Genomic DNA, 23,688 nt, shown 5'->3' with positions numbered 1-23,688 from the left:
CCACCGCCGCGCGGCCGAGGCCACCCGGGCGGGCGCCTCGGCCCTCGGCGGCGGCCTGGAGCCGTACGTCCACGACGCCGCGGACGCCGCCCCGGTCGCCACGACCCTGCGGGTCCCGCCGTCGCTCACGGCCTGTGACCTGGTCGCCGCCGCGCTGGCCGCCGACCCCGCCCTTCCGCTGGCCGCGGGAGGCGGCGCGCTGGCCAAGGAGATGATCCGGGTCAACCACTACGGCCCCGACGCCACCGAGTCCGCCGTCCAGGCCTCGCTGGCCGCTCTGGGCGCGGCCCTCGCCGCACAGGGCGCGCCGGTGGACCCGGCGGCCGCCCGGCAGGCCGTGGAGCAGGCCTGGCGGTGACCGCCACCCACCGGTGAGCACCACGACGGCCCGCGCCCCGAGGTGCGGGCCGTTGTCACACCCGGCTGCCATGCTGCGCCCATGACGAGCGATCACCCCCCGCGGCCGGACCACACCTCCGCGCATCCGGCCCTCCCCGACGGCCGCCCGATCCCCCTGCCGACCGGCCCCGAGCGCCCCATGCTGGAGAGCTGGCTGGACTTCCACCGGGCCACGCTGGAGCTGAAGTGCCGGGGCCTGTCCGACGGGCAGGCGCGGGCCGCCTCGGCGCAGCCGTCGGAGCTGACCCTGCTGGGTCTGGTGCAGCACCTCGCGGAGGTCGAGCGGACCTGGTTCCAGCGGGTGCTGGGCGGCCTCGATCTGCCGCCGCTGTTCGAGGAGGAGTCCGGGTACGGCCTGGATCCGGCGCGCGGGCTGGACGAGGCGCTGACCGTCTGGCACCGGGAGATCGCACGCGGCCGCGAGCTGTGCGCCGGGCGGCCGCTGGAGGCCACCGGCCGGATCGCGGACGGTCCGATGGCCGGGACGGAGGTCAGTGTGCGCTGGGTGCTGATCCACCTCATCGAGGAGTACGCCCGCCACAACGGACACGCGGACATTCTCCGCGAACGAATAGACGGCGCCACCGGAGCTTGAATTCAATTTAGTTTCACAATTCCCGCCAATTTCCCGGACGGTAGCTTCCCATAGTCTTCTGCCCGCTTTTTGCGTGGCTAAACGGGCCAGTTTTCCAGGAGATTTCTGACGGTTTCAGTGGTGTGACACACCCCACAATGAGGGGATTTTGCCCCACTTTGCCGTGGGGCAAGCCGGACATTCCACACAGCGTTCCGAGCGGCGCCGCGCCTGCGGTCGTGCATTTTTTAATTTGCCTCGCTAAATTCGTGCCGCATGACTGCCGCACCCGCAGACCTACTCATAGACCGACCGGCAACGGCCGACGGCGCCGCGCTCTGGCGCCTCGCCAAGGACTCGAAAACGCTCGATCTCAACTCGTCCTACAGCTATCTGCTGTGGTGCCGGGACTTCGCCGGCACCTCGGCGGTGGCGCGCGGTGCGGACGGCACACCCGTCGGATTCATCACCGGGTACGTGCGGCCCGACCGCCCGGACACCCTGCTCGTCTGGCAGGTCGCCGTGGACTCCGCCCATCGGGGCCACGGCATCGCCGCCGCCCTGCTGGACGGACTGACCGCGCGGCTCGCCGAGTCCGGCGTCACCCGGATCGAGACCACCATCACGCCCGGCAACACCGCCTCCGAGCGGCTGTTCACCTCGTACGCCGAGCGGCACGGCGCGCACCTCAGCCGCGAGGTGCTGTTCCCCGCCGAGCTGTTCCCGGACGGCCCGCACGACTCCGAAGTCCTCTACCGCATCGGCCCGCCGGCCGATTCCCACGCCCACTGAGGAGCGAATCACCGTGACCATCACCCAGCCCGACCTCAGCGTCTTCGAGACCCTCGAGTCCGAGGTGCGCAGCTACTGCCGCGGCTGGCCCACCGTGTTCGACCGCGCGCAGGGCAGCCGGATGTACGACGAGGACGGCCACTCCTACCTCGACTTCTTCGCCGGGGCCGGATCACTCAACTACGGCCACAACAACCCGGTGCTCAAACGGGCGCTGATCGACTATCTGTCGCGGGACGGGGTCACCCACGGCCTGGACATGTCGACCACGGCCAAGCGCCGCTTCCTGGAGACCTTCCAGAACCTGGTGCTGCGCCCGCGCGATTTGCCGTACAAGGTCATGTTCCCGGGCCCGACCGGCACCAACGCCGTGGAGTCGGCGCTGAAGCTGGCCCGGAAGGTGAAGGGCCGCGAGGCCATCGTGTCCTTCACCAACGCCTTCCACGGCATGTCCCTGGGCTCGCTCGCGGTGACCGGCAACGCCTTCAAGCGGGCCGGCGCCGGCATCCCGCTGGTGCACGGCACCCCGATGCCGTTCGACAACTACTTCGAGGGCACCGTCCCGGACTTCCTGTGGTTCGAGCGGCTCCTTGAGGACCAGGGCTCCGGTCTGAACAAGCCCGCCGCGGTGATCGTGGAGACCGTGCAGGGCGAGGGCGGCATCAACGTGGCCCGGCCCGAGTGGCTGCGCGCGCTCAAGGAGCTGTGCGAGCGGCAGGACATGCTGCTGATCGTCGACGACATCCAGATGGGCTGCGGCCGTACCGGCGCCTTCTTCTCCTTCGAGGAGTCCGGGATCACCCCCGACATCGTCACGGTGTCGAAGTCCATCAGCGGCTACGGCCTGCCGATGTCGCTGTGCCTGTTCCGGCCCGAGCTGGACGTCTGGGAGCCGGGCGAGCACAACGGCACCTTCCGCGGCAACAACCCCGCGTTCGTCACCGCCGCCGCGGCCCTTGAGGCGTACTGGACCGACGGCTCGGCCATGGAGAAGCAGACCCGGGCCCGCGGCGAGCAGGTCGAGCAGGCGCTGATCTCCATCACCGAGGAGAACCTCGCCGACGTCAAGGAGTACCGCGGGCGCGGGCTGGTGTGGGGCATGGAGTTCCACGACAAGGACCGTGCCGGGCGCATCGCGCGGCGGGCCTTCGAACTGGGCCTGCTCATCGAGACCTCGGGGCCGGAGAGCGAGGTCGTCAAGCTGCTGCCGGCCCTGACCATCACCCCCGACGAACTGGACGAGGGCCTGAGCGTCCTCGCCCGCGCCGTCCGGGAAACCGTCTGAACCATCTGAAGCACACCGTCTGACCGCAACGTCCGACCAGGAGGAAGCACCACCGTGATCGTCCGATCGTTCAAGGACATCGAAGGCACCGACCGGCACATCAAGTCGAAGTCGGGCACCTGGGAGAGCAAGCGCATCGTCCTGGCCAAGGAGCGGGTCGGCTTCTCCGTGCACGAGACCATCCTGTACGCGGGGACCGAGACCCAGATGTGGTACGCCAACCACATCGAGGCCGTCGTCTGCACCCGGGGCGAGGCCGAACTGACCGACCGCGAGACCGGGAAGACGTACACCATCACGCCCGGCACCATGTACCTCCTGAACGGGCACGAGCGGCACACGCTGCGGGTCAAGGAGGACTTCCACTGCATCTGCGTGTTCAACCCGCCCGTCACCGGACGGGAGGACCACGACGAGAACGGCGTCTACCCGCTGCTCACGGAGCCCGAGCCCGAGGAGGTGTGAGCGACCATGACCACCGCCACCGTGAAGGACCTCTACCCGACCCGTGGTGCCACCGAGGTGACCGTCCCCCGCCAGGATCCGGTCGTCTGGGGTTCGCCCGGCACCCCGGGACCGATCGCGGCGGGCGATCTCCAGTCGTTCGAGCGTGACGGCTTCCTCTCCGTCGACCAGCTGATCGGCTCCGACGAGGTCGAGATCTACCGCCAGGAGCTGGACCGGCTGGTCACCGACCCGGCGATCCGCTTCGACGAGCGCTCCATCGTGGAGCCGAAGTCCCAGGAGATCCGCTCGGTCTTCGAGGTGCACCGGATCAGCGAGGTGTTCGCGGCCCTGGTGCGCGACGAGCGCGTGGTCGGCCGGGCCCGCCAGATCCTCGGCTCGGACGTGTACGTCCACCAGTCGCGGATCAACGTCAAGCCGGGCTTCGGCGCGAGCGGCTTCTACTGGCACTCGGACTTCGAGACCTGGCACGCCGAGGACGGTCTGCCGAACATGCGCACGGTGTCCGTCTCGATCGCGCTGACCGAGAACCACGACACCAACGGCGGCCTGATGATCATGCCGGGCTCGCACCGGACGTTCCTGGGCTGCGCGGGCGAGACGCCCAAGGACAACTACAAGAAGTCGCTCCAGATGCAGGACGCGGGCACCCCCTCAAACGCGGCGCTGACCGAGCTGGCGGGCGAGCACGGCATCAAGCTGTTCACCGGCAGGCCGGGCTCGGCCACCTGGTTCGACTGCAACTGCATGCACGGCTCCGGGGACAACATCACCCCGTTCCCGCGCAGCAACGTCTTCATCGTGTTCAACAGCGTGGAGAACACGGCGGTGGAGCCGTTCGCCGCGCCGGTGCGCCGACCGGAGTTCATCGGCGCGCGCGACTTCACCCCGGTGAGGTAGGCGCTTTTGAGCACCGGGCCGGGGCCTTAACGTGTGGGACGGGAGGCCCCGGCCCGGTCATGTCCCGACAGGACTAACCGGCCAGCACGTCGAGCAGCCGGTCCACGTCCGCCGCCGTGTTGTAGAGGTGGAAGGACGCGCGCAGATTGCCCGCCCGGTCGGACACCTGGATGCCGGCGCTGCTCAACTCGGCCTGCTTCGCGCCGAGTCCGGGCACGGAGACGATCGCCGAGCCGGGCGCGGGCAGCGGCTCGTGCCCCAGCCGGGCGAGCCCCTGTGTGAAGCGGTCGGCGAGCGCCAGGTCGTGCGCGTGCACGGCGGCCACGCCCAGCTCCTCGATCAGGGTGAGCGAGGCGTGGACCCCGCTGTAGGTGAACAGGCCGGGGCTGACGTCGAACCGGCGGGCGGAGCGGGCGAGTTCGGCGACCGGGCCGTAGCAGCTGTCCCACGGGTTCTCGGCCGCGACCCAGCCCGCGAGCAGCGGGGTCAGCCCGCCCATGTCCTCGGGGACGACGAGGAAGGCGGCACCGTGCGGGCCGAGCAGCCACTTGAAGGTGGTGGCGATGGTGAAGTCGTAGCCGTCCGCGTCGAACGGCAGCCAGCCGGCGGCCTGGGAGAAGTCGACATAGGTGCGCGCGCCATGGGTGCGGGCCGCCGCGCGCAGGGCGGGCAGATCGGCGACCCGGCCGTCGGCGGACTGCGCGGCGCTGACCGCGACCAGCGCGGTGCCGGGGCGCACCGACTCGGCGATCCGCTCCAGCGGTACGGCGCGCACCTTGAGGTCGCCGCGCACATGGAAGGGGTTCACCACGGAGGTGAAGTCGTCCTCGGCGGTGAGGACTTCGGCGCCCGCGGGCAGGGCGGCCGCGATCAGTCCCGTCTGCGCGGCGACCGAGGGACCGGCCGCCACCCGGCTCGCCGGGACCCCGGCAAGGCGGGCGAAGGCGGCGCGGGCCCGCTCGACGTCCTCGAACAGCGGGTCAAGCGGGCGGCCCTCGGCCCGGATCGCCATCGCCTCCTGGAGCGCGGTGAGAGTACGGGCCGGGAGCAGACCGCTGCTCGCGGTGTTCAGATAGGTGTTCTTCGGGCGGAACTCGGCGCGGACGAGGCTCTCGAAGGTCTCCATGAGCCCACTGTGCGGGTCGGCGAGGCCCCCGTCCATTGCGCGTTTCCACGGGGACGCGCCAAGGGTTTCTTATACGACCGCGCCGACCTGGGGTTCCCGCCCCGGGCGGTCAGCCCCTCGGCGGCACCGCGCAGCCGTCCGGGCCGCAGGCCTCGGCGTCGCCCTGGTCGACCAGCTTCAGCGGGGCGCGCTCGCCCCAGGCCTGGCCGAGCGCCTGGGCGAAGACCTCGGCGGGCTGGGCGCCGGAGACGCCGTACTTGCGGTCGAGCACGAAGAAGGGGAAGCCGTTCGCACCGAGCTCGGCGGCCTCGCGCTCGTCCTCGCGCACCGCGTCGGCGTACGCCTCGGGGTCGGCGAGCACCGCGCGCACCTCGGCCGCGTCGAGACCGGCTCCGGTGGCCAGCTCGACCAGCCGCTCGTCGCCCTCGGCGAAGACAGACCGCTCCTCGGCGAAGTTGGCCCGGTACAGGGCCTGGATCAGCTCGTCCTGCCGGCCGCGCTCCTTGGCCAGGTGCAGCAGGCGGTGCATGTCGAAGGTGTTGCCGTGGTCGCGGCCCCGGGTGCGGTAGTCCAGGCCCTCGGCGGCGGCCTGGGCGCCCAGGTTGTCCTCCCCGGCCTCGGCCTGCGCCTCGCTCATGCCGTACTTCCTGGTCAGCATGGTGAGCACGGACTCGACATCGCCCTTGGCGCGGCCGGGGTCCAGCTCGAAGGAGCGGTGCACCACCTCCACGTCCTCGCGGTGCGGGAAGGCGGCGAGCGCCTTCTCGAAGCGGGCCTTGCCCACATAGCACCAGGGGCAGGCGATGTCGCTCCAGATCTCGACGCGCATGTCTTCGGCTCTTTCCAGGTCGTACGGGTGCGGAGACGATCTCCGCCGAGTACGTGAACGTTCAAGTGCCCCCGGTCATTCCCCCGGCGGCACGGCGTACCGCAGGAACAGATGGTGGTCCCCCTCCTCGGGCGGGTTCTCCGGGTCCGGCACCCAGCCCTGCCGGGCGTAGAAGCCCTGGGCGCGCAGGTTGTCCACATGGACGTCGAGCACGGCCGTGCGCCGCCCGGCCGCCCGCCACTCCCCCACGCAGGCCGTGTGCAGGGCCGTACCGATACCGCCCCGCCAGCGGTCCGGGTCGACATGGAACTGGAACAGCTTGACGGTGTCCGCGCCGGCTCCGTCCGGCGTCCGGAAGGAGGCGATCCCGGCCAGCCGGCCCTCCTCGACGGCGCACAGCACCCGTCCGCCGGACCGCTCGATGGACCCCCGCCATGCCTCGGTCCAGTCGAACTCCGCCTGCGGGACACCGTCCGGGTAGTACGTCGAGCGCGCGCGCAGATGCAGCTCGGCGATGGTCTCGGCCTCGGCGGGCAGCGCGGTGCGGATCTCCAGGGCGCTTCCGGGCTCACTGGTCGGTTCACTGGCCGGTTCACTGGTCATGGGACGGAGGACGTCGTGCCCGTGCCGCCGGTTCCCGGCGTTCTTTACACTGAACGCCGTCGAGGCGAAGGGGGCGAGGGCGATGACGGCAGGCGACGCGGGCGGGGCGCAGGTCAAGTCCGCGGTACGGACGGTCGAGCTGCTGGAGTACTTCGCCGGCCGCCCCGGCATGCACTCCCTCGCGACCGTGCAGGAGGCCGTCGGCTACCCCAAGTCCAGTCTGTACATGTTGCTGCGCACCCTCGTGGAGCTGGGCTGGGTGGAGACGGACGCGACGGGCACCCGGTACGGCATCGGGGTACGGGCCCTGCTGGTGGGCACCTCGTACATCGACGGCGACGAGGTGGTGGCCGCCGCCCGCCCGGCGCTGGACCGGCTCGCCGACGACACCACCGAGACCATCCATCTGGCCCGGCTCGACGGCACCAGCGTGGTCTACCTCGCCACCCGCCAGTCCCAGCACTATCTGCGCCCCTTCACCCGGGTCGGACGCCGCCTGCCGGCCCACTCCACCTCCCTCGGCAAGGCGATCCTCGCCACGTACACCGACGACGAGGTACGGGCGCTGCTGCCGCCGGAGCTGCCCGCGCTCACCGAGCACACCCTCACCGACCGGGAGCGGCTGATCGAGGAGCTGCGCCGGGTGCGGGAGCGGGGCTTCGCGGTCGACCGCGAGGAGAACACGGTGGGCCTGCGCTGCTTCGGCGTGGCCCTGCCGTACCGGGCCCCGGCCCGCGACGCGGTCAGCTGCTCGGTTCCGGTGGCCCGGCTGACCCCCGCCCATGAACAGACGATCAAGGACGCGCTGTCCGGGGCCCGCGACCGGCTGGCCCTGGCGACCCGCAGGCTCTGAGCGCGGGCCGGGGCCCAGCGGCGAGCCGCGCGCCGCGCTCCGGCACGGCGGTCGTACCGTCGTATTCTCGGGCCCCATGGAGATCACGCTGCGGACCGTCCACGACGAGGATCTGCCGTTGTTCTTCCGGCAGATGACCGACCCGGTGGCGCTGCGGATGGCCGCGTTCGGCCCCCAGGACCCGGCCGACCGGAACGCGTTCGAGGCCCGTCTCAAACGGATCCGCGGCTCTGCTGACGTGCTGCGCACGGTGCTGGCCGACGGGCGGGTGGCCGGCAGCGCGGCGGTCTACGGGGAGCCCGGTGAGCGCGAGGTGACGTACTGGATCGACCGCGCCCACTGGGGCCGGGGCGTGGCGACGGCCGCGCTGCGCGCCCTGCTCGCCGAGGTTCCCGAGCGGCCGCTCTACGCACGGGCGGCGGCCGACAACGCCGCCTCGCTGCGGGTCCTGGCCAAGTGCGGCTTCCGCGAGTCCGTCCGGGCCCGGGGCTTCGCCAACGGCCGGGGCGAGGAGATCGAGGAGGTCGTGCTCGTCCTGGACGCATGAGCGACGCATGAGCAGGGGATGAACGGGGGCGCTCGGGATGAACGGGACATGAGAAATCCCGGCGAGCGGGAACGTTCGTGCCCTTCCCGCACGTCTTCCGTGCGGGATGAACGGGATGAACAAGACGATCAGGCGAGCGTCCGTCTTCTCACTGCTGCTGGTGATCGCCCTGCTGGTGCGGGCGACCTGGGTGCAGTTCTACGACGGACAGGCCCTCGCGGACGACACGAACAACCGGCGGAACGCGATCGCGACCTACTCGCAGCCGCTCGGGAACATCATCGTGGCCGGAAACGCCATCACCGGCTCGGCCCGGACCAAGGGAGGCGATCTCGCCTACAAGCGCACGTACAAGGACGGCAAGCTGTACGCGGCGGTGACCGGCTACGCCTCGCAGGCGTACGCGCCCACCCAGCTGGAGGGCATCTACACCGATCTGCTCAACGGCACGGACCCGGGCCTGAAGACGATCATGGACACCCTCACCGGTGAGCGGGCCGACCCCGGCGACGTCGTCACCACCATCGCCCCGGCGGTGCAGAAGGCCGCCTATGACGCGCTCGGCGACAAGAAGGGCGGGGCCGTCGCCATCGACCCGAAGACCGGCCGCATCCTGGCCGCGGTGTCGACCCCGTCGTACGACCCCTCGCAGCTCACCGACGCCAACACGGCGGGCGGTGCCTGGAAGCGGCTGAACGCGGACCCGGACAAGCCGATGAACAACCGGGCGCTGCGCCAGCCGCTGCCGCCCGGCTCCACGTTCAAGCTGGTCGTGGCCTCGGCCGCGCTGGAGAGCGGGCTGTACAAGAACGTCGACCAGCACACCGACAGCCCCGATCCGTACCGGCTGCCGGGCACGGTGCGGGACCTGGCCAACGAGAACCCCTCGGCGCCGTGCCGCAACGCCCCGATCCGGGTGGCGCTCCAGTACTCCTGCAACAACGTCTTCGCCAAGATGGCCGTCGACCTCGGCCAGGACAAGGTGCGGGCCATGGCGGAGAAGTACGGCTTCAACGACGACCGCCAGGATGTGCCGGTGCGCGCCTACCCCAGCGTCTACCCGAAGGACATGGACAAGTCCTCGACCGCGCTGACCGGCATCGGCCAGTACGACGTGACCGCGACCCCGCTCCAGATGGCGATGGTGTCCGCGGCGATCGCCAACGGCGGTGAGCTGCCCTCGCCGCACATGGTCTCCCGGACCGTGGACAGCGGCGGTGACGTGGTGCACGACTACGACGCCGACACCGGCTCCAAGCGGATCATCAGCGCCCGGACCGCGGCCCAGCTCCAGTCCGCCATGGAGACCGTGGTCAAGGACGGCACCGGCACCAACGCGCTGATCGACGGTGCGACCGTCGGCGGCAAGACCGGTACCGCGCAGCACGGCGAGAACAACAGCAAGACGCCGTACGCCTGGTTCACCTCGTTCGGCAAGTCCGACAGCAACGGCAAGGAGGTGGCCGTCGCGGTGATGGTCGAGCAGTCGGACGCGGCGCGCTCGGAGGTCAGCGGCAACGGGCTGGCGGCGCCGGTGGCGCGGGCCATGATGGCGGCGGCGCTGAAGAAGTGAGGCTTTAGGCACACCGACAGCCGGCGAGAACCACCGCGCCCCCGTCACGGCGCCGTCCATGCGGCGGCCGGTGGCGGGGGCGCGGGCGTCAGAGGGCCCTACGAGGGCCTCGGACGGAGGTTCGGGAGGTCTCAGCCGACGAAGTACGTCGGGTTCGGCAGCTTGTACGTACGGCCGGAGTAGCCGCCGTCCAGGTCCGAGTACTGGTCGCCGAAGTCGGCGACGATCTTGTAGCCGAGGTCCTTCTCGATGTGCTTGCGGGTACCGGCCTTGTACTGGACGGTCGTGCACGTCCAGGTGCCCGGGGTGGCGCAGTCCTTCAGGTAGGCCGGCGGGTTGGCCGAGTCCTTGAGGAACATGTGGGCGGCGTCCAGGTTGACGTCGGCACCGACCCTCTTCAGGTTGGTGACCGCGGCACCGCGCTGCGCCTCGGTGAGACCCGAGTTGTAGAAGACCGCGACGCCCTTGGACTGGGCGTAGCGGATCAGCTCGGGGCTGCCGAAGACGGCGGGACGGTTGGCCTGGTTGACGTAGTCGTTCCAGGTGGCCGAGCTGTAGCCGTAGTTGTTGCGCTTCTCGTAGTCGAGGCTCAGCAGCACCGTGTCGTCGATGTCGAACATGACGGCGGGCTTCTGGTGGTGCGCGCGCGAGGTACGGGCGGCCCGGTCGATGTACTTCTTGGCGTCCGCGTCGATCCGCGCCAGGTCCTTGGCGTACGGGCTGGTCGGCGACGCCTGGTAGACGCCGTTGCTGTCGGCGGTGGTGCCGTAGTAGGTGTCGATGTCCTTCGTCAGGAGCCCGATGTTGTAGGGCTCGTGGGTGGAGTTGGCCGTCGACTGACCGGCGGTGGCCGCGCCCGCGCCGTACAGGGCGGCACCGGCGATGACGCAGGCGGCGCCGGCGGCGGCCGCTCTGAGGGACTTCCGCATGGATTCTCCGGATCTGGTGGCTAGAGTGAGTGACCAGGTCACGGATTGTCTACGCGCATAACAAGCGGTACCGCGAGGCCTGTTACCCGATCGATACGGACGTCTTTTTCCAGCCATGTCCGAGCGCCGCCCCGGAACTCCGTGTTCCGGGGCGGGAATTCGGGCATCAAGAGGGGTTCCCCCAGGGCGCAGTCAGGACGTGGGACACCCGGCCCCGGCCCCTCACGCGGCCGGCCGCCACCCCGGGTCACGGCCGCTCAGGCCGAGCGCGCGGTCCAGCGGGGAGGCGTCCTCGGGGGTCGGGACGACGGGGCCGAAGATGCCACCGCCCCGGCCGGGGTCCTGCGCGGCGGCGAGGAGGAAGGACCGGGCGGCGTCCAGCGCGGCCGGGTCGGGGGTGTAGGCGTGGCCGAGGGCGCGGGCCAGGTCCCAGCCGTGGACGACCAGTTCGTCGGCGACGACGGCGCCCCCGACCGCGCCGGGCAGGTCCACCCCGCCCGCGCGGGTCATACCGGTCCAGGCGGCCGGGTCGCACCAGGCGTCGGCCAGTTCGTCCAGCGCCTTCGGCAGTTCGGCACGCCAGCCGGGGGCGAGGACCGGGAGGGCGGCGCCGGGGCCGGTGTCGGTGGTCGGGCCGAGATCCTTGCGGGCGGCGTCACGGAAGGCGACGGACAGCCCGTGCAGGTGGCCCAGCAACTCCCGTACCGCGTATGCGGGGCACGGGGTCGGGGCCGCCAGCTGCTCGTCGGTGACCGCCCGGGCCAGCCGCGCCACCAGACGGGTCTGGGGTCCTAGGTCGATCATGGTCGTGGTCATGGCGGCTCCTTAGGGCGAGTTCCTCAGGGGAGGACCGGCCGGCGGCCCGGAACTCATCGGCGCACAGGGAATCCGACCGATCCACGGGGGCCCTCCTCAGTGCCACCATGGTTCGGCATGCCGACCTCTTCGGTGACTTCAACGGACTGCGGATGACGGTCACCGAGGGCATGAAGCTCGTCGCCCCGCTCACCGGCGCCGGTCTGTACGCGGCCTTCGGCGGCCCGGCCGTCGCCGCTCTGGACGCGGCCGGCTTCGCCGCCACGGCCGGGCTGTGCGCCCTGCTGCGCGTGCGCGAGGAGCGTCCGGTGCCCCCGGACGGCGACTGGCGCCGCCGTACCGCCGAGGGCGTCCGGTACCTGTGGCGCCATGACGGCCTGCGCCCCCTGGTCCGGGCTGGCGGTACGACACTGCTGCTCACCTCCCTCGCCGGTGCCGCGCTGTACGCCGTGATCGACCGCCTCGGCCACTCCCCCGCCTACGCGGGCGTCCTGTACGCCGTCCAGGGCGCGGGCTCGGTGACGGTCGGGCTGCTCACCGGCCCCGCGCTGCGCCGGCTGGGCGCCCGGCGGTTCGCGGCGGCGGGCACAGCCCTGACCGGGCTCGCGGTGATCGCGCGGGCCGTCCCGTCCGACCCGGTGGCGCTCGCGTCCTCGCTGGCATCCGATCTCGGTCTGCCCTGTGTGCTGACGGCCGCGCTCACCGCCGTGCAGCGGGAAACCCCGGACGCGCTGCTCGGCCGGGTGTCGGCCACCGCGAGCACGCTGATGTTCACGCCGAACGTCATCGGGCTCGCGGCGGGCGCCGCTCTGGTCGAACTGGCGGGTCCCGGGCTGCTGCTGCCCTGCTACGGCCTGGCGATGGTGGCGACCGCGGCCGCTGGTTCAGCGCGCCGCCAGCGCCTCGCGCACCGCCGCGAGATCCCCGTCCGATGCCAACCCGGCGTGATACAGCCGCAGTTCGGTCGCGCCGGCCGCCCGGGCGCGGGCCGCGTCCGCCCCGAGGGTGCGGGGGCTGCCGCCCATCCCGGAGACGACGGTGAAGTTGGCGGCCAGCACGGTCCGCTCCCCCGCGTGCGCGGCGAAGGGTGCCAGCGGTGCCGTGCCCGCGGTGCAGGGGACCACGACTCCGTCGGCCACGGAGAGGATGTGGGCCGGGTCGACGCCCGCGTTCGCGCCGCAGTGCTCGGGGACGGGGTCGGCGTGCAGCAGGATCTGGAACCCGGCGGGCGCGGCGGCGCGCACGGCGGCCACGGCCTCCTCCTGGAGGCTCCGGGCCGTCCTGTCCCGCCAGGCCCGGACGGCGGCGGCCCGCTCCTCGCCGAGCAGTTCCGGCACCGCAGGCAGGCCGCCGTCGACCACCGCGCCCCGCCACAGCGACTCCAGGGCGGCCCGTACGGCAGTGGCCAACTCCTCTACTTCCAGGCCCTGTTCGCCGTAGCCCGCACGGCAGGAGGGACAGAAGCACAGGGACATCAGGTACTCCCCGGCCTCGCCCAGGGGCACACCGGAGATCTTGTCGTGGGCGTGTAGATGCGCCAGTCCGTACCAGCCGAGGGACTCCAGTTCGGTGCCCTGCGCGCCGGGGCGTACGGCGGCCTCGGCGGCGAGGTCGACGAGGTAGGCGCGGGTGGCCTCCTGGGCGATGCAGGGCGCCCAGGGGTAGCGGTCGCCGTAGGCGTTGACGACGGAGGTGTCCGGATGTTCCGCGCCCAGGCGGGAGTTGTGCGCGAGGACCACCCAGGTGTGCACCGCGAGACCGGCGCCGGCGAGCGCCCGGGCCGCCTCGCCGTGGGCGTCGCCGGGGGCCCAGCGGCCTGCGGGGTACGGGCGCGGGGTGCGGCCGGTCCAGTGGTCGCCCGGCGGATAGAGGACGGCCGCGTGTTCGGCGGTGACGACGCGATGGCGGGGGTGGCGCGGGGTCAGGGCGCGGGTGGAGTGGTAGGCGGCGGCGAGGGTCACCTGCTCGACGCCGAGCCCGGCGATGCGGGCGGGGGCGTCGGGGTCCCCGTTGACGTCCCAGGGGTAGACGAACGCGGCGGCCTTCACGCGGACTCCTCGGCGTACATTCCTCTGACCATCGTCCATATGCATGAACGGGCTCACGCTAAGGGGGCCTCGCGAGGCGGTCAACACCGGACGCCCCATGAGCGGTTCCGGGCTACATCGCGCCGCCCCGGATCCCCTCGCGCCGCCCGGAAACGGGCGAACGGGCGTCGAACGGGCCTCTCCGGCCCCGCATCCGGGCATGCGCGCCGCCCGTTTCCACACCGGCCCGCGCCGCCGCGCAGGTCCGCGGCGGGCAGCACGCCCGGCAAACGGGCTCAAGCGGGCAGCATCGGGCGGGCAACAAGCCTGGTCAGGGCGGCGGACCGACGGTACAACTTCCCCCATGGGCCCGAACGGGCAGTTCCGCGGGGAGGAGGGTGACGAGATGACCGGAACGGCGGAGGAACGCCGACGCGAGATCGTGCGGGCCGCGCGCGCCACCGGCGCGGTCGATGTCACCGCACTCGCCGCCGGACTGGGCGTGGCCAAGGAGACCGTCCGGCGTGATCTGCGCGCTCTGGAGGACCACGGGCTGATCCGCCGCACCCATGGCGGGGCCTACCCGGTGGAGAGCGCCGGGTTCGAGACCACGCTGGCCTTCCGGGCCACCAGCCAGGTGCCCGAGAAGCGCCGGATCGCCGCCGCCGCGGCCGAGTTGCTGGGCGACGCCGAGACCGTCTTCGTCGACGAGGGCTTCACTCCGCAGCTCATCGCCGAGGCCCTGCCGAGGGACCGGCCGCTGACCGTGGTCACCGCGTCCCTGCCGGTCGCGGGCGCCCTTGCCGGGGCGGACCACGTCCAGGTGCTGCTCCTCGGCGGCCGGGTACGGGCCGGCACGCTGGCCACCGTCGACCACTGGACGACCACGATGCTGTCCGGCTTCGTCCTCGACCTCGCCTATGTCGGCGCCAACGGCATCTCCCGCGAGCACGGCTTGACCACGCCCGATCCGGCGGTCGGCGAGGTCAAGGCGCAGGCGATGCGGGCGGCGCGGCGCACCGTGTTCGCGGGCGTGCACACCAAGTTCGGCGCGGCGAGCTTCTGCCGGTTCGCGGACGTCGGCGCGCTGGAGGCGATCGTGACCAGCACCCAGCTCCCGGTGGCCGAGGCCCATCGCTACGCCCTGCTGGGTCCGCAGGTCATCCGGGTCTGAGATGCCCCTCTCCCGTCCCCCGTGGGCGCTCCCCACCCACTGAACACCCCTTATATCCCCATACATCCAGGAGTGATCCATGCGCACCCCGAGCCGACGGAGGCCACGAGCCCTGCTCGTCCTGGCCGCCGCAGGGACGCTGCTCACCCCCCTGCTGTCCGGCTGCTGGGTCGGGGCGGGCGGAGCCGGATCCGGCGGCGACTCGATCAACGTACTGATGGTCAACAACCCCCAGATGGTGGAGCTCCAGAAGCTCACCGCCACGCATTTCACCAAGGAGACCGGCATCAAGGTGAACTTCACCGTGCTGCCGGAGAACGACGTCCGCGACAAGATCAGCCAGGACTTCGCCAACCAGGCGGGCCAGTACGACGTCGCCACCCTCTCCAACTACGAGATCCCGATCTACGCCCGCAACGGCTGGCTGCGCCCGATGGACGGCTACGTCGCGAAGGACCCGTCGTACGACGAGAAGGACGTACTGGCGCCGATGCGCGCCTCCCTCACCGGCGACGACGGCAAGCTCTACGGGCAGCCCTTCTACGGCGAGTCGTCCTTCCTGATGTACCGCAAGGACGTGTTCGCGGCGAAGGGCCTGACCATGCCCGCCCACCCCACCTGGCAGCAGGTGGCCCACCTCGCCGCGCAGGCCGACGGCGCGCGGCCCGGTATGCGGGGCATCTGCCTGCGCGGACTGCCCGGCTGGGGCGAGATGGCGGCGCCGCTGACCACGGTCGTGAACACCTTCGGCGGCACCTGGTTCGACAAGGACTGGAAGGCGCGGCTGGACTCGCCCGCATTCCGCAAGGCGACGAAGTTCTATGTCGACCTGGTCCGCGCGCACGGCGAGTCCGGCGCCGCGCAGTCCGGGTTCGCCGAGTGCCTGAACGACATGACGCAGGGCAAGGTCGCCATGTGGTACGACGCCACCTCCGCGGCCGGCTCCCTGGAGGCGAAGGGCTCCCCGGTCAAGGGCAAGCTCGGCTACGCCCCCGCCCCCGTCGAGCGGACCGCCTCCTCCGGCTGGCTCTACACCTGGGCCTGGGGCATCCAGCACGCCTCCCACAACCCCGACAAGGCCTGGAAGTTCGTCTCCTGGGCGTCGAGCAAGGAGTACGAGCAGCTGGTCGGAGAGACCAGCGGCTGGCCGAACGTCCCGGCGGGCAAGCGGGCTTCGACGTACGACAACGCCGACTACCGGCGATCCGCCGCGGCCTTCCAGGAGATGACCCGGCAGGCCATCGAGAGCAGCCGCCCCGGCGACCCCGGCGTGCAGCCCCGCCCCGCGCCCGGCATCCAGTTCGTCGACATCCCCGAGTTCACCGATCTCGGCACCAGGGTCTCCCAGGAGATCAGCGCGGCCATCGCCGGACGCCAGTCCGTCGACGCGGCCCTGAAGAAGTCCCAGCAGCTCGCCGAGAAGATCTCCAAGGAGTACGAGGGACGATGACCGCCACCACCACGGCCCCGTACCCGGCCGCCTCCGCCCGGCCGCTGAAACGGCCCCCGGCCCGGCTGCGCGCCTGGGCCACCCGGGCCCCTTTGCTGCCCGCCCTCGTCTTCATGATCGCGGTCACCCAACTGCCCTTCGTGGCCACGCTGGTGATCTCGTTCTTCGACTGGAACGCCCTCTACCCCAAGGCCCGCCGCTTCACCGGCCTCGCCAACTACCGCCAGGTGCTCACCGATGCGGACCTGCGCCACTCGGTGTGGACGACGGTCCTGCTCACCGTGGCGGTGGTGCTGGCCAGCCTGGTGCTCGGGCTGCTCCTCGCCCTGCTCCTGGACCGGCGCTTCCGCGGCCGGGGCGTCGTCCGTACCCTGCTGATCGCGCCTTTCCTTGTGGTGCCGGTGGCCGCCGCGCTGCTCTGGAAACATGTGCTCTACAACCCTGAGTACGGCCTGCTCAACGGGCTGTTGCACTACGTCGGCGGCCCCCAGCCGGACTGGATCTCGAACACCCCGCTGCTCGCGGTGGAGGCGTCCCTGGTGTGGCAGTGGACACCGTTCATGATGCTGATCCTGCTGGCCGGGCTCCAGAGCCGGGACCGGGAGCAGATCGAGGCGGCCCGGGTCGACGGCGCGGGCGACTGGCAGATCTTCCGCCATCTCACCCTGCCCCATCTGCGCCGCTACCTCGAACTGGGCGCCCTGCTCGGCTCGATCTACATCGTGCAGAACTTCGACGCGGTGTTCACCATCACCTCCGGCGGCCTCGGCACGGCGAACCTGCCGTACACCGTCTACCAGAGCTTCTACCAGGCCCATGAGAACGGCCTCGCCTCGGCCGCGGGCGTCCTGGTCGTCATCGGCTCCCTTGTCATCGCGACCTTCGCCCTGCGCGTGGTCTCGTCCCTGTTCCGCGAGGAGGTGGCCCGCTCATGACCGCGCTGCGACGCCATGGCCTGGGCCTCGTGGCCTGGCTGGCCGGCATCGTCTTCTTCCTGCCCATCGCCTGGATGGCGCTGACCTCCTTCCACTCCGAGCAGGACGCGGCGACCAACCCGCCGTCCTTCGGCGCCGCCCTCACCCTGGACGGCTACCGCGAGTTCTTCGGCGTCGGCGGTGGGGCGAGCCCCTGGCCCGCGCTGATCAACTCGGCGGTGGCATCGGTGGTCTCCACGCTCTTCGTCCTGCTGCTCGCCCTCCCCGCCGCCTACGCGCTGTCGATCCGGCCGGTGCGCAAATGGACGGACGTGCTGTTCTTCTTCCTGTCCACGAAGATGCTCCCGGCCGTCGCGGGACTGCTGCCGATCTATCTGTTCGCCAAGCACACCGGGACGCTCGACGACATCTGGCTGCTGGTCGTCCTCTACACCGCGATGAACCTGCCGATCGCGGTGTGGATGATGCAGTCCTTCCTCGCCGAGGTGCCGGTCGCGGTCATCGAGGCGGCCCGGGTGGACGGGGCCCGGCTGCCGACGATCCTCGCCCGGGTCGTCGCCCCCATCGCGCTGCCCGGCATCGCGGCGACGGCACTGATCTGCTTCATCTTCAGCTGGAACGAGCTGCTGTTCGCCCGGGTGCTCACCGGTGTCGTCGCCGAGACCGCGCCCGTCTTCCTGACCGGCTTCATCACCAGCCAGGGCCTGTTCCTGGCCAAGGTGTGCGCCGCCTCGCTGGTCATCTCCCTGCCGGTGCTCGCCGCGGGGTTCGCCGCCCAGGACAAGCTGGTCCAGGGCCTGTCGTTGGGAGCAGTGAAATGAAGGCCGCCGTCATCGAGTCACTGGGCCGTGCCGTCGTCACCGAGGTCCCCGACCCGGCACCGGGGCCCCGCGAGGTCGTCGTCGAGGTCGCCGCGTGCGGGCTGTGCGGCACCGATCTGCACATCCTCCAGGGCGAGTTCGCGCCCAAGCTGCCGATCGTGCCGGGCCATGAGTTCGCGGGCACGGTGGTCGCCACCGGCGCCCAGGTCACCGAGGTCACCACCGGCGACCGGGTGGCCGTGGACCCGTCCCTGTACTGCTACGAGTGCCGCTACTGCCGCAGCGGCCACAACAACCTGTGCGCACGCTGGGCCGCGATCGGCGTGACCACGGCCGGCGGGGCGGCACAGTACGCCGTCGCCCCCGTCGCCAACTGCGTCAAGCTGCCCGACCATGTGCGCACCGAGGACGCGGCCCTGATCGAGCCGCTGTCCTGCGCGGTGCGCGGCTATGACGTGCTGCGCTCCCGGCTCGGCTCCCATGTGCTGATCTACGGCTCCGGGACCATGGGCCTGATGATGCTGGAGCTGGCCAAACGCACCGGCGCGGCGAGCGTGGACGTGGTGGACCTGAACCCGGCCCGCCTGGAGACGGCCCGGCTGCTCGGGGTCTCGGGCGCGGCGGCCGGCGCGGACGAGCTCGACCGGCCGGGGGGCTGGGACGTGGTGGTGGACGCGACGGGCAACGCGGCAGCCATCCAGGACGGTCTGGGACGGGTGGCGAAGGCGGGCACCTTCCTCCAGTTCGGCGTCGCCGACTACGCCACCCGGGTGCAGATCGACCCGTACCGCATCTACAACCAGGAGATCACCATCACCGGTTCGATGGCGGTGCTGCACAGCTATGAGCGGGCGGCGGAACTCTTCGCGAACGGCGTCCTGGACCCGGGGGTCTTCATCAGCGACCGGCTCCCGCTGGAGCGGTATCCGCAGGCGCTGGAGCAGTTCGCGGCGGGGGTGGGACGGAAGATCGTCGTCGTGCCGTGAAGGGCTGTGCCGCGAGTGACGGGTGATGCCGGTGGTAAGGGAACGGTAAAGCGGTTTCGTTCGTTACCCCCCACATGACAGCTATGACCCCTGGCTCGAACGTTCCGCTCTCCGCCGCGCGCATCACGGTGGACGTGGCCGCTCCCGTGCGGCTGGACGTCTCGGGCCTGCTGCTCACGGGCGACGGCAAGGTGCGCTCGGACGACGACTTCATCTTCTACAACCAGCCGTCCGGACCGGGTGTGGCCTACCGGTCCGGCGGCGGTACCGCGCCCGACGCGATCACGGTCGACACCGCGGCGGTGCCGCCGGACATCGAGAAGATCGTGGTCACGGCCAGCCCGGACGCGGCCGGGCAGACCTTCCAGGGCATCGAGCCGACCGCCACCGTCCGGGACGCGGACGGCGGTGCGGTGCTGGCCACCTTCACCCCGCCGCAGCTGGGCACCGAGACCGCGCTCGTGGTGGTGGAGGTCTACCGCCGGGGCGGTCAGTGGAAGGCCCGCGCGGTCGGCCAGGGGTATGCGAACGGACTCGCGGGCATCGCGACGGACTTCGGCGTGACGGTGGAGGAACCGGCGGCGGCTCCGGCGGCACCCCCGCAGCCGGCGGCGCCTCCGGTGGCGCCTCCGGTGGCGGCCTCGATGGCTCCGCCGATGCCCGCCGCCCCGCCGGCCGCTCCCCCGGCTCCGGCCCCGGGTTCGGGGAAGATCAACCTGGACAAGGGCCGGGTCAGCCTCCAGAAGAACCAGACGGTGTCGCTGGTCAAGGGCGGGCGGCCGCTGCTGTCCCAGGTGCGGATGGGCCTCGGCTGGGAGCCGGCGTTCCGGGGCGCCGACATCGACCTCGACGCCTCCGTCATCGCCTACGGCCCGCAGCGCAACCACATCGACAGCTGCTACTTCGGCAAGCTGACGATCCTCAAGGGCGCTGTCAAGCACTCCGGCGACAACCTCACGGGCGAGGGCGCGGGCGACGACGAGGTGATCGTGGTCGACCTCGGCCGCATCCCCCCGGAGGCCACCGGACTCGTCTTCACGGTCAACTCCTTCTCCGGCCAGAAGTTCACCGATGTCGCCAAGGCGTACTGCCGTCTCGTGGACGCCGCGACGGACGAGGAACTGGTCCGCTTCGACCTCACCCAGGCCGAACCCCAGACCGGTGTGCTGATGGCCAAGCTGATCCGCCAGTTCTCCGGCGAGTGGGAGATGACCGCGATCGGCGACTTCGTGAAGGCGCGGACGGTCCGCAACATGGTGGACCCGGCGGCCAAGGCTCTCTGAGCGAAGGGGGGCGCGAGGACCGCGCCCCCCTTCGGTGGCCGTTACTTCTTCTGCCGCTTCCAGGGCCCGGTGATGGCGACCATGATGCCCGGAGTCTGGATGTTGGCGTACAGGGTCCGTCCGTCGGGCGAGAAGGTGACGCCGGTGAACTCGCTGTACTCCGGCTCGGCCTCGGTGCCGATGTTCAGCTCGTTGCGCGCGATCGGATAGGTACGGCCGCTGTCGGTGGCCCCGAACAGATGCTGGACGCCCTCGCCGTCCTCGGCGATGACCAGACCGCCGTACGGCGAGACGGTGATGTTGTCCGGGCCGTCGAACGCGCCGTCCTTGCCCGGGTCCGGGTTCACGCCGAGCAGCACCTTGAGGGTGAGGGTCCGGCGCCGGGGGTCGTAGAACCAGACCTGGCCGTCGTGCTGGACCGGGCTCTCCGCGCGGGCGAAGGAGGAGACGATGTAGACGCCGCCGTCACCCCACCACATGCCCTCCAGCTTGCGGGCGCGGGTGACCTGGCCCTCGCCCAACTGCTTGCGCGTGGAGACCTGCCGGGCGTCACGGTCGGGCACGTCCACCCAGTCGACGCCGTAGACCGTGCCGGTCCTGGTGGCACGGGAGAGGTCGTCCACGAACCGGCCGCCGGAGTCGAAGCACTTGAAGGCCTGGAGGACGCCCGCGTCGGCGGCGAGGGTGCGCAGCCTGCCGCGACCGTGACGGAAACCGGTCGGCGGGGTCCAGCGGTAGAGCAGGCCGTTGGGGCCCGCGGCGTCCTCGGTGAGGAAGAGGTGACCGCGCTTGGGGTCGACCACGACGGCCTCGTGGGCGTACCGGCCCAGCGCCTTGATCGGCTTGGGGGCGCGGTTGGCCCGGTGGTCGACCGGGTCCACCTCGAAGACGTAGCCGTGGTCCTTGGTCATGCCGTTCTGGCCGGCCTTGTCCTCGGTCTCCTCGCAGGTCAGCCAGGTGCCCCACGGAGTGCTGCCGCCCGCGCAGTTGGTGGCGGTGCCGGCGATGCCGACCCACTCTGCGACCTTGTCGCGGCGCACCTCGACCACGGTGCAGCCACCGGCCGCGGCAGGGTCGTACACCAGGCCCTCGGTGAGCGGCACCGGGTGGGTCCAGTTGGCGCGCGGGCCCGCCAGCTCGTGGTTGTTGACGAGGAGGGTGGTGCCCCGGGGGCCCTCGAAGGCGGAGGTGCCGTCGTGGTTGGACGGCGTGAACTCGCCCGACTCCAGGCGGGTCTTGCCGCTGTAGGTGATGATCTGGTAGCTGAAGCCGGCGGGCAGGGCGAGGATGCCCTTGGGGTCGGACTTCAGGGGGCCGTAGCCGACGCCGGGCAGGCCGTGGCCGTGTCCCTGGCCGTGGGCCGCCGCGGCGTCCCCGTGCGCGGTGTCGGTCTCCGTGGACGCGAGGGCGTTCGGCGCGGTGGCGAGCACGCCGGCGCTGCCCGCCAGGGCGATCCCGGCACCGGTGATCGCGGAGGTTCTGGCGAAGTCCCTGCGGGTGAGCGACATGGTGTCTCCTGTGACGGATGGGTGTGCCGTGGAGGGCGGCGGTCCTCGTTCGGCGCACACGCTCCCGGCGGCGCCTGAACGGGAGTTGAACGCGGGGCCACCACAGGCACCCTTGTTCAAGAAACCGTATGCGCCATCTCAAGAGCGGACCAAGCGTCACGGCAGGCCGGTGCCACGCAGGCACCCCCGGCCGGACCCCTCAACCCCCTTGCTGCGACCGCGCCTTGAACGCGGCCTTGCGGGCCTCCTTGGCCACCTTCTTGTCCGGGTGCAGCCGGCCCATCGCCTCCAGCACATCGGCCGTCGCCGGGTGCTCCACCCGCCACGCGGCCGCGAAGAACCCGCTGTGCTGTTCCGCGAGCCCCTCCACCAGCGCCTGGAGCTCCTCGCTGTTGCCCTCGGCGGCCAGTTGGGCGGCGACGGTGTCGATGGTCAGCCAGAACACCAGGTCCTGGGAGGGCGCGGGCACCTCGGCGGCGCCCCGCTCGCTGAGCCACACCCGGGCGAGGCCGCCGAGTTCGGGGTCGTCCAGCACCTCCCGCAGCGCGGGCTCGGCCTCCCCGCCGACCAGGGACAGCGCCTGCTGGCAGCGCAGCCGGCGCAGCGGTCCCCCGGCGTCGGTTCCCCGGGCCGCGGCCAGCAACTCCCGTGCGCCGGAGAGCGGTTCATGCCGGTTCAGCCACAGCTCGGTCTCGGCGAGAGCGGCCGACGGGCCGAACGCGGCGGTGCCGTCGAGCAGTACGTCCGCCCCCTTGTCGGCGAGTTCGCCGACCACCGGCGCCTCGAAACCGGCCTCCATCAGCCGCGCCCGCAGCCCGTAGGCGCCGAGCGGGGTCAGCCGCACCATGCCGTAGCGGGAGACATCGGCCTCCTCCACCGGCGCGGCGAGTTCCTCGTCGGCGTCGGCCATCAACGCCTCGTCCACCGGCCGGTACTCGACCAGGCCGACCGGCTCCAGCGTCCGGAACTGGTCGTCCAGGCGCATCATCGCGTCGGACACCTGCTCCAGGACGTCGTCGGTGGGCTCGCCCATGTCGTCCGGCACGATCATCGACGCGGCGAGGGCGGGCAGCGGGACCGGACCGTCCCCGGCGCCGTCCTCACTGACCGTCAGGAGGTAGAGGTTGCCGAGCACACCGTCGAGGAACTCGGCCTCGGCCTCGGGGTCCCAGTCGAGTGACGCGAAATCGATCTCCCCGCCCTCGTCCAGGGCGTCCACCAGATCGTCCAGATCGGGCACGCTCGCGTCCGCCAGCACGGTCTCCAGTGCGGCGAGCCACACCGTGAGCACCTCCTGCGGGGAACCGGTGAGCAGGGCCAGCGCCTCGCCGGTGCGGACCGTCCCGCGATCCTCGTCGGCGATCTCGACCAGTCCGGAGTCCAGCGCGACCCGCCAGGCCTCGGCTGCGTAGGCGGCCGCGTCGTCGCCGGTCAGTCCGAGCTGGTCGGCGGCGCCGGGAAGCTGCTCCTCGACCAGGCCCCCGCCCGCGTCCACCCGGGTGTCGGGGCCGGCCCAGCGGGCGAGCCGGGCCGCCCGCGCGAGCAGGGGCGTGGACAGCGCGGCGCGTGCCAGCTCCGCTTCGGAGTGCAGCCGTACGGGCGGCAGGGGGGAGCTGTCTGACATCGGCTGGATCTCCTCGGACCGTGAAACGTGCTCAGCCCCTCAGCTTAGACGGATTTGGGCCCATGCCGCCCGGTTCATCTCCTCGTCAACCCCAGTACATGGCCGAAACCTTGACAAGTCCCGGGCGCAGGCTGGAGATTGACGCGCGTAGAAGTCGGGGAACGACCGTTCACTCGGCTCTATGCGTGT

General features: G+C 71.5%; 22 protein-coding genes and 2 pseudogenes. 16 read left to right on the top strand and 8 right to left on the bottom strand.

The genetic code is table 11. From position 1 onward, the window contains the following. From CCN72_RS09740 to thpD, 6 genes and pseudogenes are all read left to right on the top strand, one after another. Positions 1 to 358 (top strand): annotated as a pseudogene (locus tag CCN72_RS09740) (alanine--glyoxylate aminotransferase family protein); the annotation flags it as partial. A gap of 81 nt (positions 359 to 439) precedes the next feature. Next, positions 440 to 994 carry a DinB family protein gene (locus tag CCN72_RS09735; RefSeq protein ID WP_086807159.1) on the top strand — a complete coding sequence of 185 codons (555 nt, stop codon included), beginning with the start codon at positions 440 to 442 and terminating at the stop codon, positions 992 to 994. A 255-nt stretch (positions 995 to 1,249) separates the two neighbouring features. After that, positions 1,250 to 1,765: a diaminobutyrate acetyltransferase gene (ectA, locus tag CCN72_RS09730; protein ID WP_086807158.1), complete on the top strand. Its 516-nt coding sequence runs from the start codon at positions 1,250 to 1,252 to the stop codon at positions 1,763 to 1,765. Between the two features lie 13 nt (positions 1,766 to 1,778). Continuing rightward, complete coding sequence (gene ectB / locus CCN72_RS09725; RefSeq protein ID WP_086807157.1) at positions 1,779 to 3,050, top strand: diaminobutyrate--2-oxoglutarate transaminase; 1,272 nt, start codon at positions 1,779 to 1,781, stop codon at positions 3,048 to 3,050. 54 nt (positions 3,051 to 3,104) lie between these two features. Further along, a complete protein-coding gene (locus tag CCN72_RS09720; RefSeq protein WP_037656679.1) occupies positions 3,105 to 3,515 on the top strand; it encodes an ectoine synthase in 411 nt (136 codons plus the stop codon). 6 nt (positions 3,516 to 3,521) lie between these two features. Continuing rightward, positions 3,522 to 4,415 (top strand): ectoine hydroxylase, encoded by an 894-nt coding sequence (gene thpD, locus CCN72_RS09715; RefSeq protein WP_086807156.1) that lies wholly within the window; start codon positions 3,522 to 3,524, stop codon positions 4,413 to 4,415. Positions 4,416 to 4,488: 73 nt separating this feature from the next. Here the strand turns inward: thpD and CCN72_RS09710 are convergent, their stop codons facing one another. The 3 genes from CCN72_RS09710 to CCN72_RS09700 form a co-directional block, all read right to left on the bottom strand. Next, positions 4,489 to 5,541: an aminotransferase class V-fold PLP-dependent enzyme gene (locus tag CCN72_RS09710; protein WP_086807161.1), complete on the bottom strand. Its 1,053-nt coding sequence runs from the start codon at positions 5,539 to 5,541 to the stop codon at positions 4,489 to 4,491. Between the two features lie 109 nt (positions 5,542 to 5,650). Further along, the gene (locus CCN72_RS09705) at positions 5,651 to 6,370 is read right to left on the bottom strand and encodes a DsbA family oxidoreductase (protein WP_086807155.1); all 720 of its coding nucleotides are present in this window, start codon (positions 6,368 to 6,370) and stop codon (positions 5,651 to 5,653) included. 75 nt (positions 6,371 to 6,445) lie between these two features. Continuing rightward, positions 6,446 to 6,973, bottom strand: coding sequence for a GNAT family N-acetyltransferase (locus tag CCN72_RS09700; protein ID WP_086807154.1), 528 nt, complete (start codon positions 6,971 to 6,973; stop codon positions 6,446 to 6,448). Positions 6,974 to 7,055: 82 nt separating this feature from the next. Here CCN72_RS09700 and CCN72_RS09695 point away from each other — a divergent pair, with 82 nt between their 5' ends. The 3 genes from CCN72_RS09695 (at position 7,056) to CCN72_RS09685 (ending at position 9,946) form a co-directional block, all read left to right on the top strand. Continuing rightward, the gene (locus CCN72_RS09695; RefSeq protein ID WP_086807153.1) at positions 7,056 to 7,826 is read left to right on the top strand and encodes an IclR family transcriptional regulator; all 771 of its coding nucleotides are present in this window, start codon (positions 7,056 to 7,058) and stop codon (positions 7,824 to 7,826) included. A 76-nt stretch (positions 7,827 to 7,902) separates the two neighbouring features. After that, positions 7,903 to 8,373: a GNAT family N-acetyltransferase gene (locus CCN72_RS09690; RefSeq protein WP_086807152.1), complete on the top strand. Its 471-nt coding sequence runs from the start codon at positions 7,903 to 7,905 to the stop codon at positions 8,371 to 8,373. A gap of 115 nt (positions 8,374 to 8,488) precedes the next feature. Next, complete coding sequence (locus CCN72_RS09685) at positions 8,489 to 9,946, top strand: peptidoglycan D,D-transpeptidase FtsI family protein (RefSeq protein WP_086807151.1); 1,458 nt, start codon at positions 8,489 to 8,491, stop codon at positions 9,944 to 9,946. 131 nt (positions 9,947 to 10,077) lie between these two features. On the opposite strand, the gene CCN72_RS09680 is transcribed toward CCN72_RS09685, so the two are convergent. Further along, positions 10,078 to 10,875 (bottom strand): HAD family acid phosphatase, encoded by a 798-nt coding sequence (locus CCN72_RS09680; RefSeq protein ID WP_085564147.1) that lies wholly within the window; start codon positions 10,873 to 10,875, stop codon positions 10,078 to 10,080. Positions 10,876 to 11,097: 222 nt separating this feature from the next. Next, a complete protein-coding gene (locus CCN72_RS09675) occupies positions 11,098 to 11,691 on the bottom strand; it encodes a TIGR03086 family metal-binding protein (RefSeq protein WP_086807150.1) in 594 nt (197 codons plus the stop codon). A 74-nt stretch (positions 11,692 to 11,765) separates the two neighbouring features. Here CCN72_RS09675 and CCN72_RS40380 point away from each other — a divergent pair. Continuing rightward, positions 11,766 to 12,639, top strand: a pseudogene (locus CCN72_RS40380) (MFS transporter); the annotation flags it as partial. Here CCN72_RS40380 and CCN72_RS09665 read toward each other — a convergent pair. Further along, entirely contained in the window at positions 12,576 to 13,739 is a 1,164-nt protein-coding gene (locus tag CCN72_RS09665; protein ID WP_086807149.1) for a hypothetical protein, read from the bottom strand. The pseudogene CCN72_RS40380 and the gene CCN72_RS09665 sit on opposite strands and share 64 nt — an antisense overlap. Before the next feature lie 385 nt (positions 13,740 to 14,124). Between CCN72_RS09665 and CCN72_RS09660 the strand changes: the two genes are divergently transcribed. The 6 genes from CCN72_RS09660 to CCN72_RS09635 all read left to right on the top strand — a co-directional run bounded on the left by CCN72_RS09660 (position 14,125) and on the right by CCN72_RS09635 (position 20,367). Beyond that, positions 14,125 to 14,892: a DeoR/GlpR family DNA-binding transcription regulator gene (locus CCN72_RS09660; RefSeq protein WP_086807160.1), complete on the top strand. Its 768-nt coding sequence runs from the start codon at positions 14,125 to 14,127 to the stop codon at positions 14,890 to 14,892. 79 nt (positions 14,893 to 14,971) lie between these two features. Further along, the gene (locus tag CCN72_RS09655; RefSeq protein ID WP_086807148.1) at positions 14,972 to 16,342 is read left to right on the top strand and encodes an ABC transporter substrate-binding protein; all 1,371 of its coding nucleotides are present in this window, start codon (positions 14,972 to 14,974) and stop codon (positions 16,340 to 16,342) included. Further along, on the top strand, positions 16,339 to 17,277 hold the full coding sequence (locus tag CCN72_RS09650) for a carbohydrate ABC transporter permease (RefSeq protein ID WP_086807147.1): 939 nt from the start codon (positions 16,339 to 16,341) through the stop codon (positions 17,275 to 17,277). Before CCN72_RS09655 ends, CCN72_RS09650 begins: the two co-directional genes overlap by 4 nt. Continuing rightward, a complete protein-coding gene (locus CCN72_RS09645; protein WP_037656693.1) occupies positions 17,274 to 18,098 on the top strand; it encodes a carbohydrate ABC transporter permease in 825 nt (274 codons plus the stop codon). The genes CCN72_RS09650 and CCN72_RS09645 overlap by 4 nt, the downstream gene beginning before the upstream one ends. Further along, on the top strand, positions 18,095 to 19,084 hold the full coding sequence (locus CCN72_RS09640; protein WP_086807146.1) for a zinc-dependent alcohol dehydrogenase family protein: 990 nt from the start codon (positions 18,095 to 18,097) through the stop codon (positions 19,082 to 19,084). The genes CCN72_RS09645 and CCN72_RS09640 overlap by 4 nt, the downstream gene beginning before the upstream one ends. Before the next feature lie 83 nt (positions 19,085 to 19,167). Continuing rightward, complete coding sequence (locus tag CCN72_RS09635) at positions 19,168 to 20,367, top strand: TerD family protein (protein ID WP_086807145.1); 1,200 nt, start codon at positions 19,168 to 19,170, stop codon at positions 20,365 to 20,367. A 41-nt stretch (positions 20,368 to 20,408) separates the two neighbouring features. Here CCN72_RS09635 and CCN72_RS09630 read toward each other — a convergent pair whose 3' ends face one another. Together CCN72_RS09630 and CCN72_RS09625 are read right to left on the bottom strand one after the other, a co-directional pair. After that, positions 20,409 to 21,875, bottom strand: a complete 1,467-nt coding sequence (locus CCN72_RS09630; protein ID WP_086807144.1) for an alkaline phosphatase PhoX — start codon at positions 21,873 to 21,875, stop codon at positions 20,409 to 20,411. A 199-nt stretch (positions 21,876 to 22,074) separates the two neighbouring features. Beyond that, on the bottom strand, positions 22,075 to 23,499 hold the full coding sequence (locus CCN72_RS09625) for a hypothetical protein (RefSeq protein ID WP_086807143.1): 1,425 nt from the start codon (positions 23,497 to 23,499) through the stop codon (positions 22,075 to 22,077). Positions 23,500 to 23,688 lie beyond the last annotated feature (189 nt).

The sequence above is a fragment of the Streptomyces murinus genome, from assembly GCF_002154555.1.
GTDB lineage: Bacteria > Actinomycetota > Actinomycetes > Streptomycetales > Streptomycetaceae > Streptomyces > Streptomyces murinus.
The sequence above is the reverse complement of the archived record's forward strand: the minus strand, read 5'-3'. Positions and strand labels throughout refer to the sequence as shown.

Excerpts from the sequence above, each read along its gene's own strand:
- CCN72_RS09735 (WP_086807159.1), top strand. The coding sequence starts at position 440 with ATGACGAGCGATCACCCCCCGCGGCCGGACCACACCTCCGCGCATCCG.
- ectA (WP_086807158.1), top strand. The coding sequence starts at position 1,250 with ATGACTGCCGCACCCGCAGACCTACTCATAGACCGACCGGCAACGGCC.
- thpD (WP_086807156.1), top strand. The coding sequence starts at position 3,522 with ATGACCACCGCCACCGTGAAGGACCTCTACCCGACCCGTGGTGCCACC.
- CCN72_RS09710 (WP_086807161.1), bottom strand. The coding sequence starts at position 5,541 with ATGGAGACCTTCGAGAGCCTCGTCCGCGCCGAGTTCCGCCCGAAGAAC.
- CCN72_RS09705 (WP_086807155.1), bottom strand. The coding sequence starts at position 6,370 with ATGCGCGTCGAGATCTGGAGCGACATCGCCTGCCCCTGGTGCTATGTG.
- CCN72_RS09700 (WP_086807154.1), bottom strand. The coding sequence starts at position 6,973 with ATGACCAGTGAACCGGCCAGTGAACCGACCAGTGAGCCCGGAAGCGCC.
- CCN72_RS09695 (WP_086807153.1), top strand. The coding sequence starts at position 7,056 with ATGACGGCAGGCGACGCGGGCGGGGCGCAGGTCAAGTCCGCGGTACGG.
- CCN72_RS09690 (WP_086807152.1), top strand. The coding sequence starts at position 7,903 with ATGGAGATCACGCTGCGGACCGTCCACGACGAGGATCTGCCGTTGTTC.
- CCN72_RS09685 (WP_086807151.1), top strand. The coding sequence starts at position 8,489 with ATGAACAAGACGATCAGGCGAGCGTCCGTCTTCTCACTGCTGCTGGTG.
- CCN72_RS09680 (WP_085564147.1), bottom strand. The coding sequence starts at position 10,875 with ATGCGGAAGTCCCTCAGAGCGGCCGCCGCCGGCGCCGCCTGCGTCATC.
- CCN72_RS09675 (WP_086807150.1), bottom strand. The coding sequence starts at position 11,691 with ATGACCACGACCATGATCGACCTAGGACCCCAGACCCGTCTGGTGGCG.
- CCN72_RS09660 (WP_086807160.1), top strand. The coding sequence starts at position 14,125 with ATGACCGGAACGGCGGAGGAACGCCGACGCGAGATCGTGCGGGCCGCG.
- CCN72_RS09655 (WP_086807148.1), top strand. The coding sequence starts at position 14,972 with ATGCGCACCCCGAGCCGACGGAGGCCACGAGCCCTGCTCGTCCTGGCC.
- CCN72_RS09650 (WP_086807147.1), top strand. The coding sequence starts at position 16,339 with ATGACCGCCACCACCACGGCCCCGTACCCGGCCGCCTCCGCCCGGCCG.
- CCN72_RS09645 (WP_037656693.1), top strand. The coding sequence starts at position 17,274 with ATGACCGCGCTGCGACGCCATGGCCTGGGCCTCGTGGCCTGGCTGGCC.
- CCN72_RS09640 (WP_086807146.1), top strand. The coding sequence starts at position 18,095 with ATGAAGGCCGCCGTCATCGAGTCACTGGGCCGTGCCGTCGTCACCGAG.
- CCN72_RS09635 (WP_086807145.1), top strand. The coding sequence starts at position 19,168 with ATGACCCCTGGCTCGAACGTTCCGCTCTCCGCCGCGCGCATCACGGTG.
- CCN72_RS09630 (WP_086807144.1), bottom strand. The coding sequence starts at position 21,875 with ATGTCGCTCACCCGCAGGGACTTCGCCAGAACCTCCGCGATCACCGGT.
- CCN72_RS09625 (WP_086807143.1), bottom strand. The coding sequence starts at position 23,499 with ATGTCAGACAGCTCCCCCCTGCCGCCCGTACGGCTGCACTCCGAAGCG.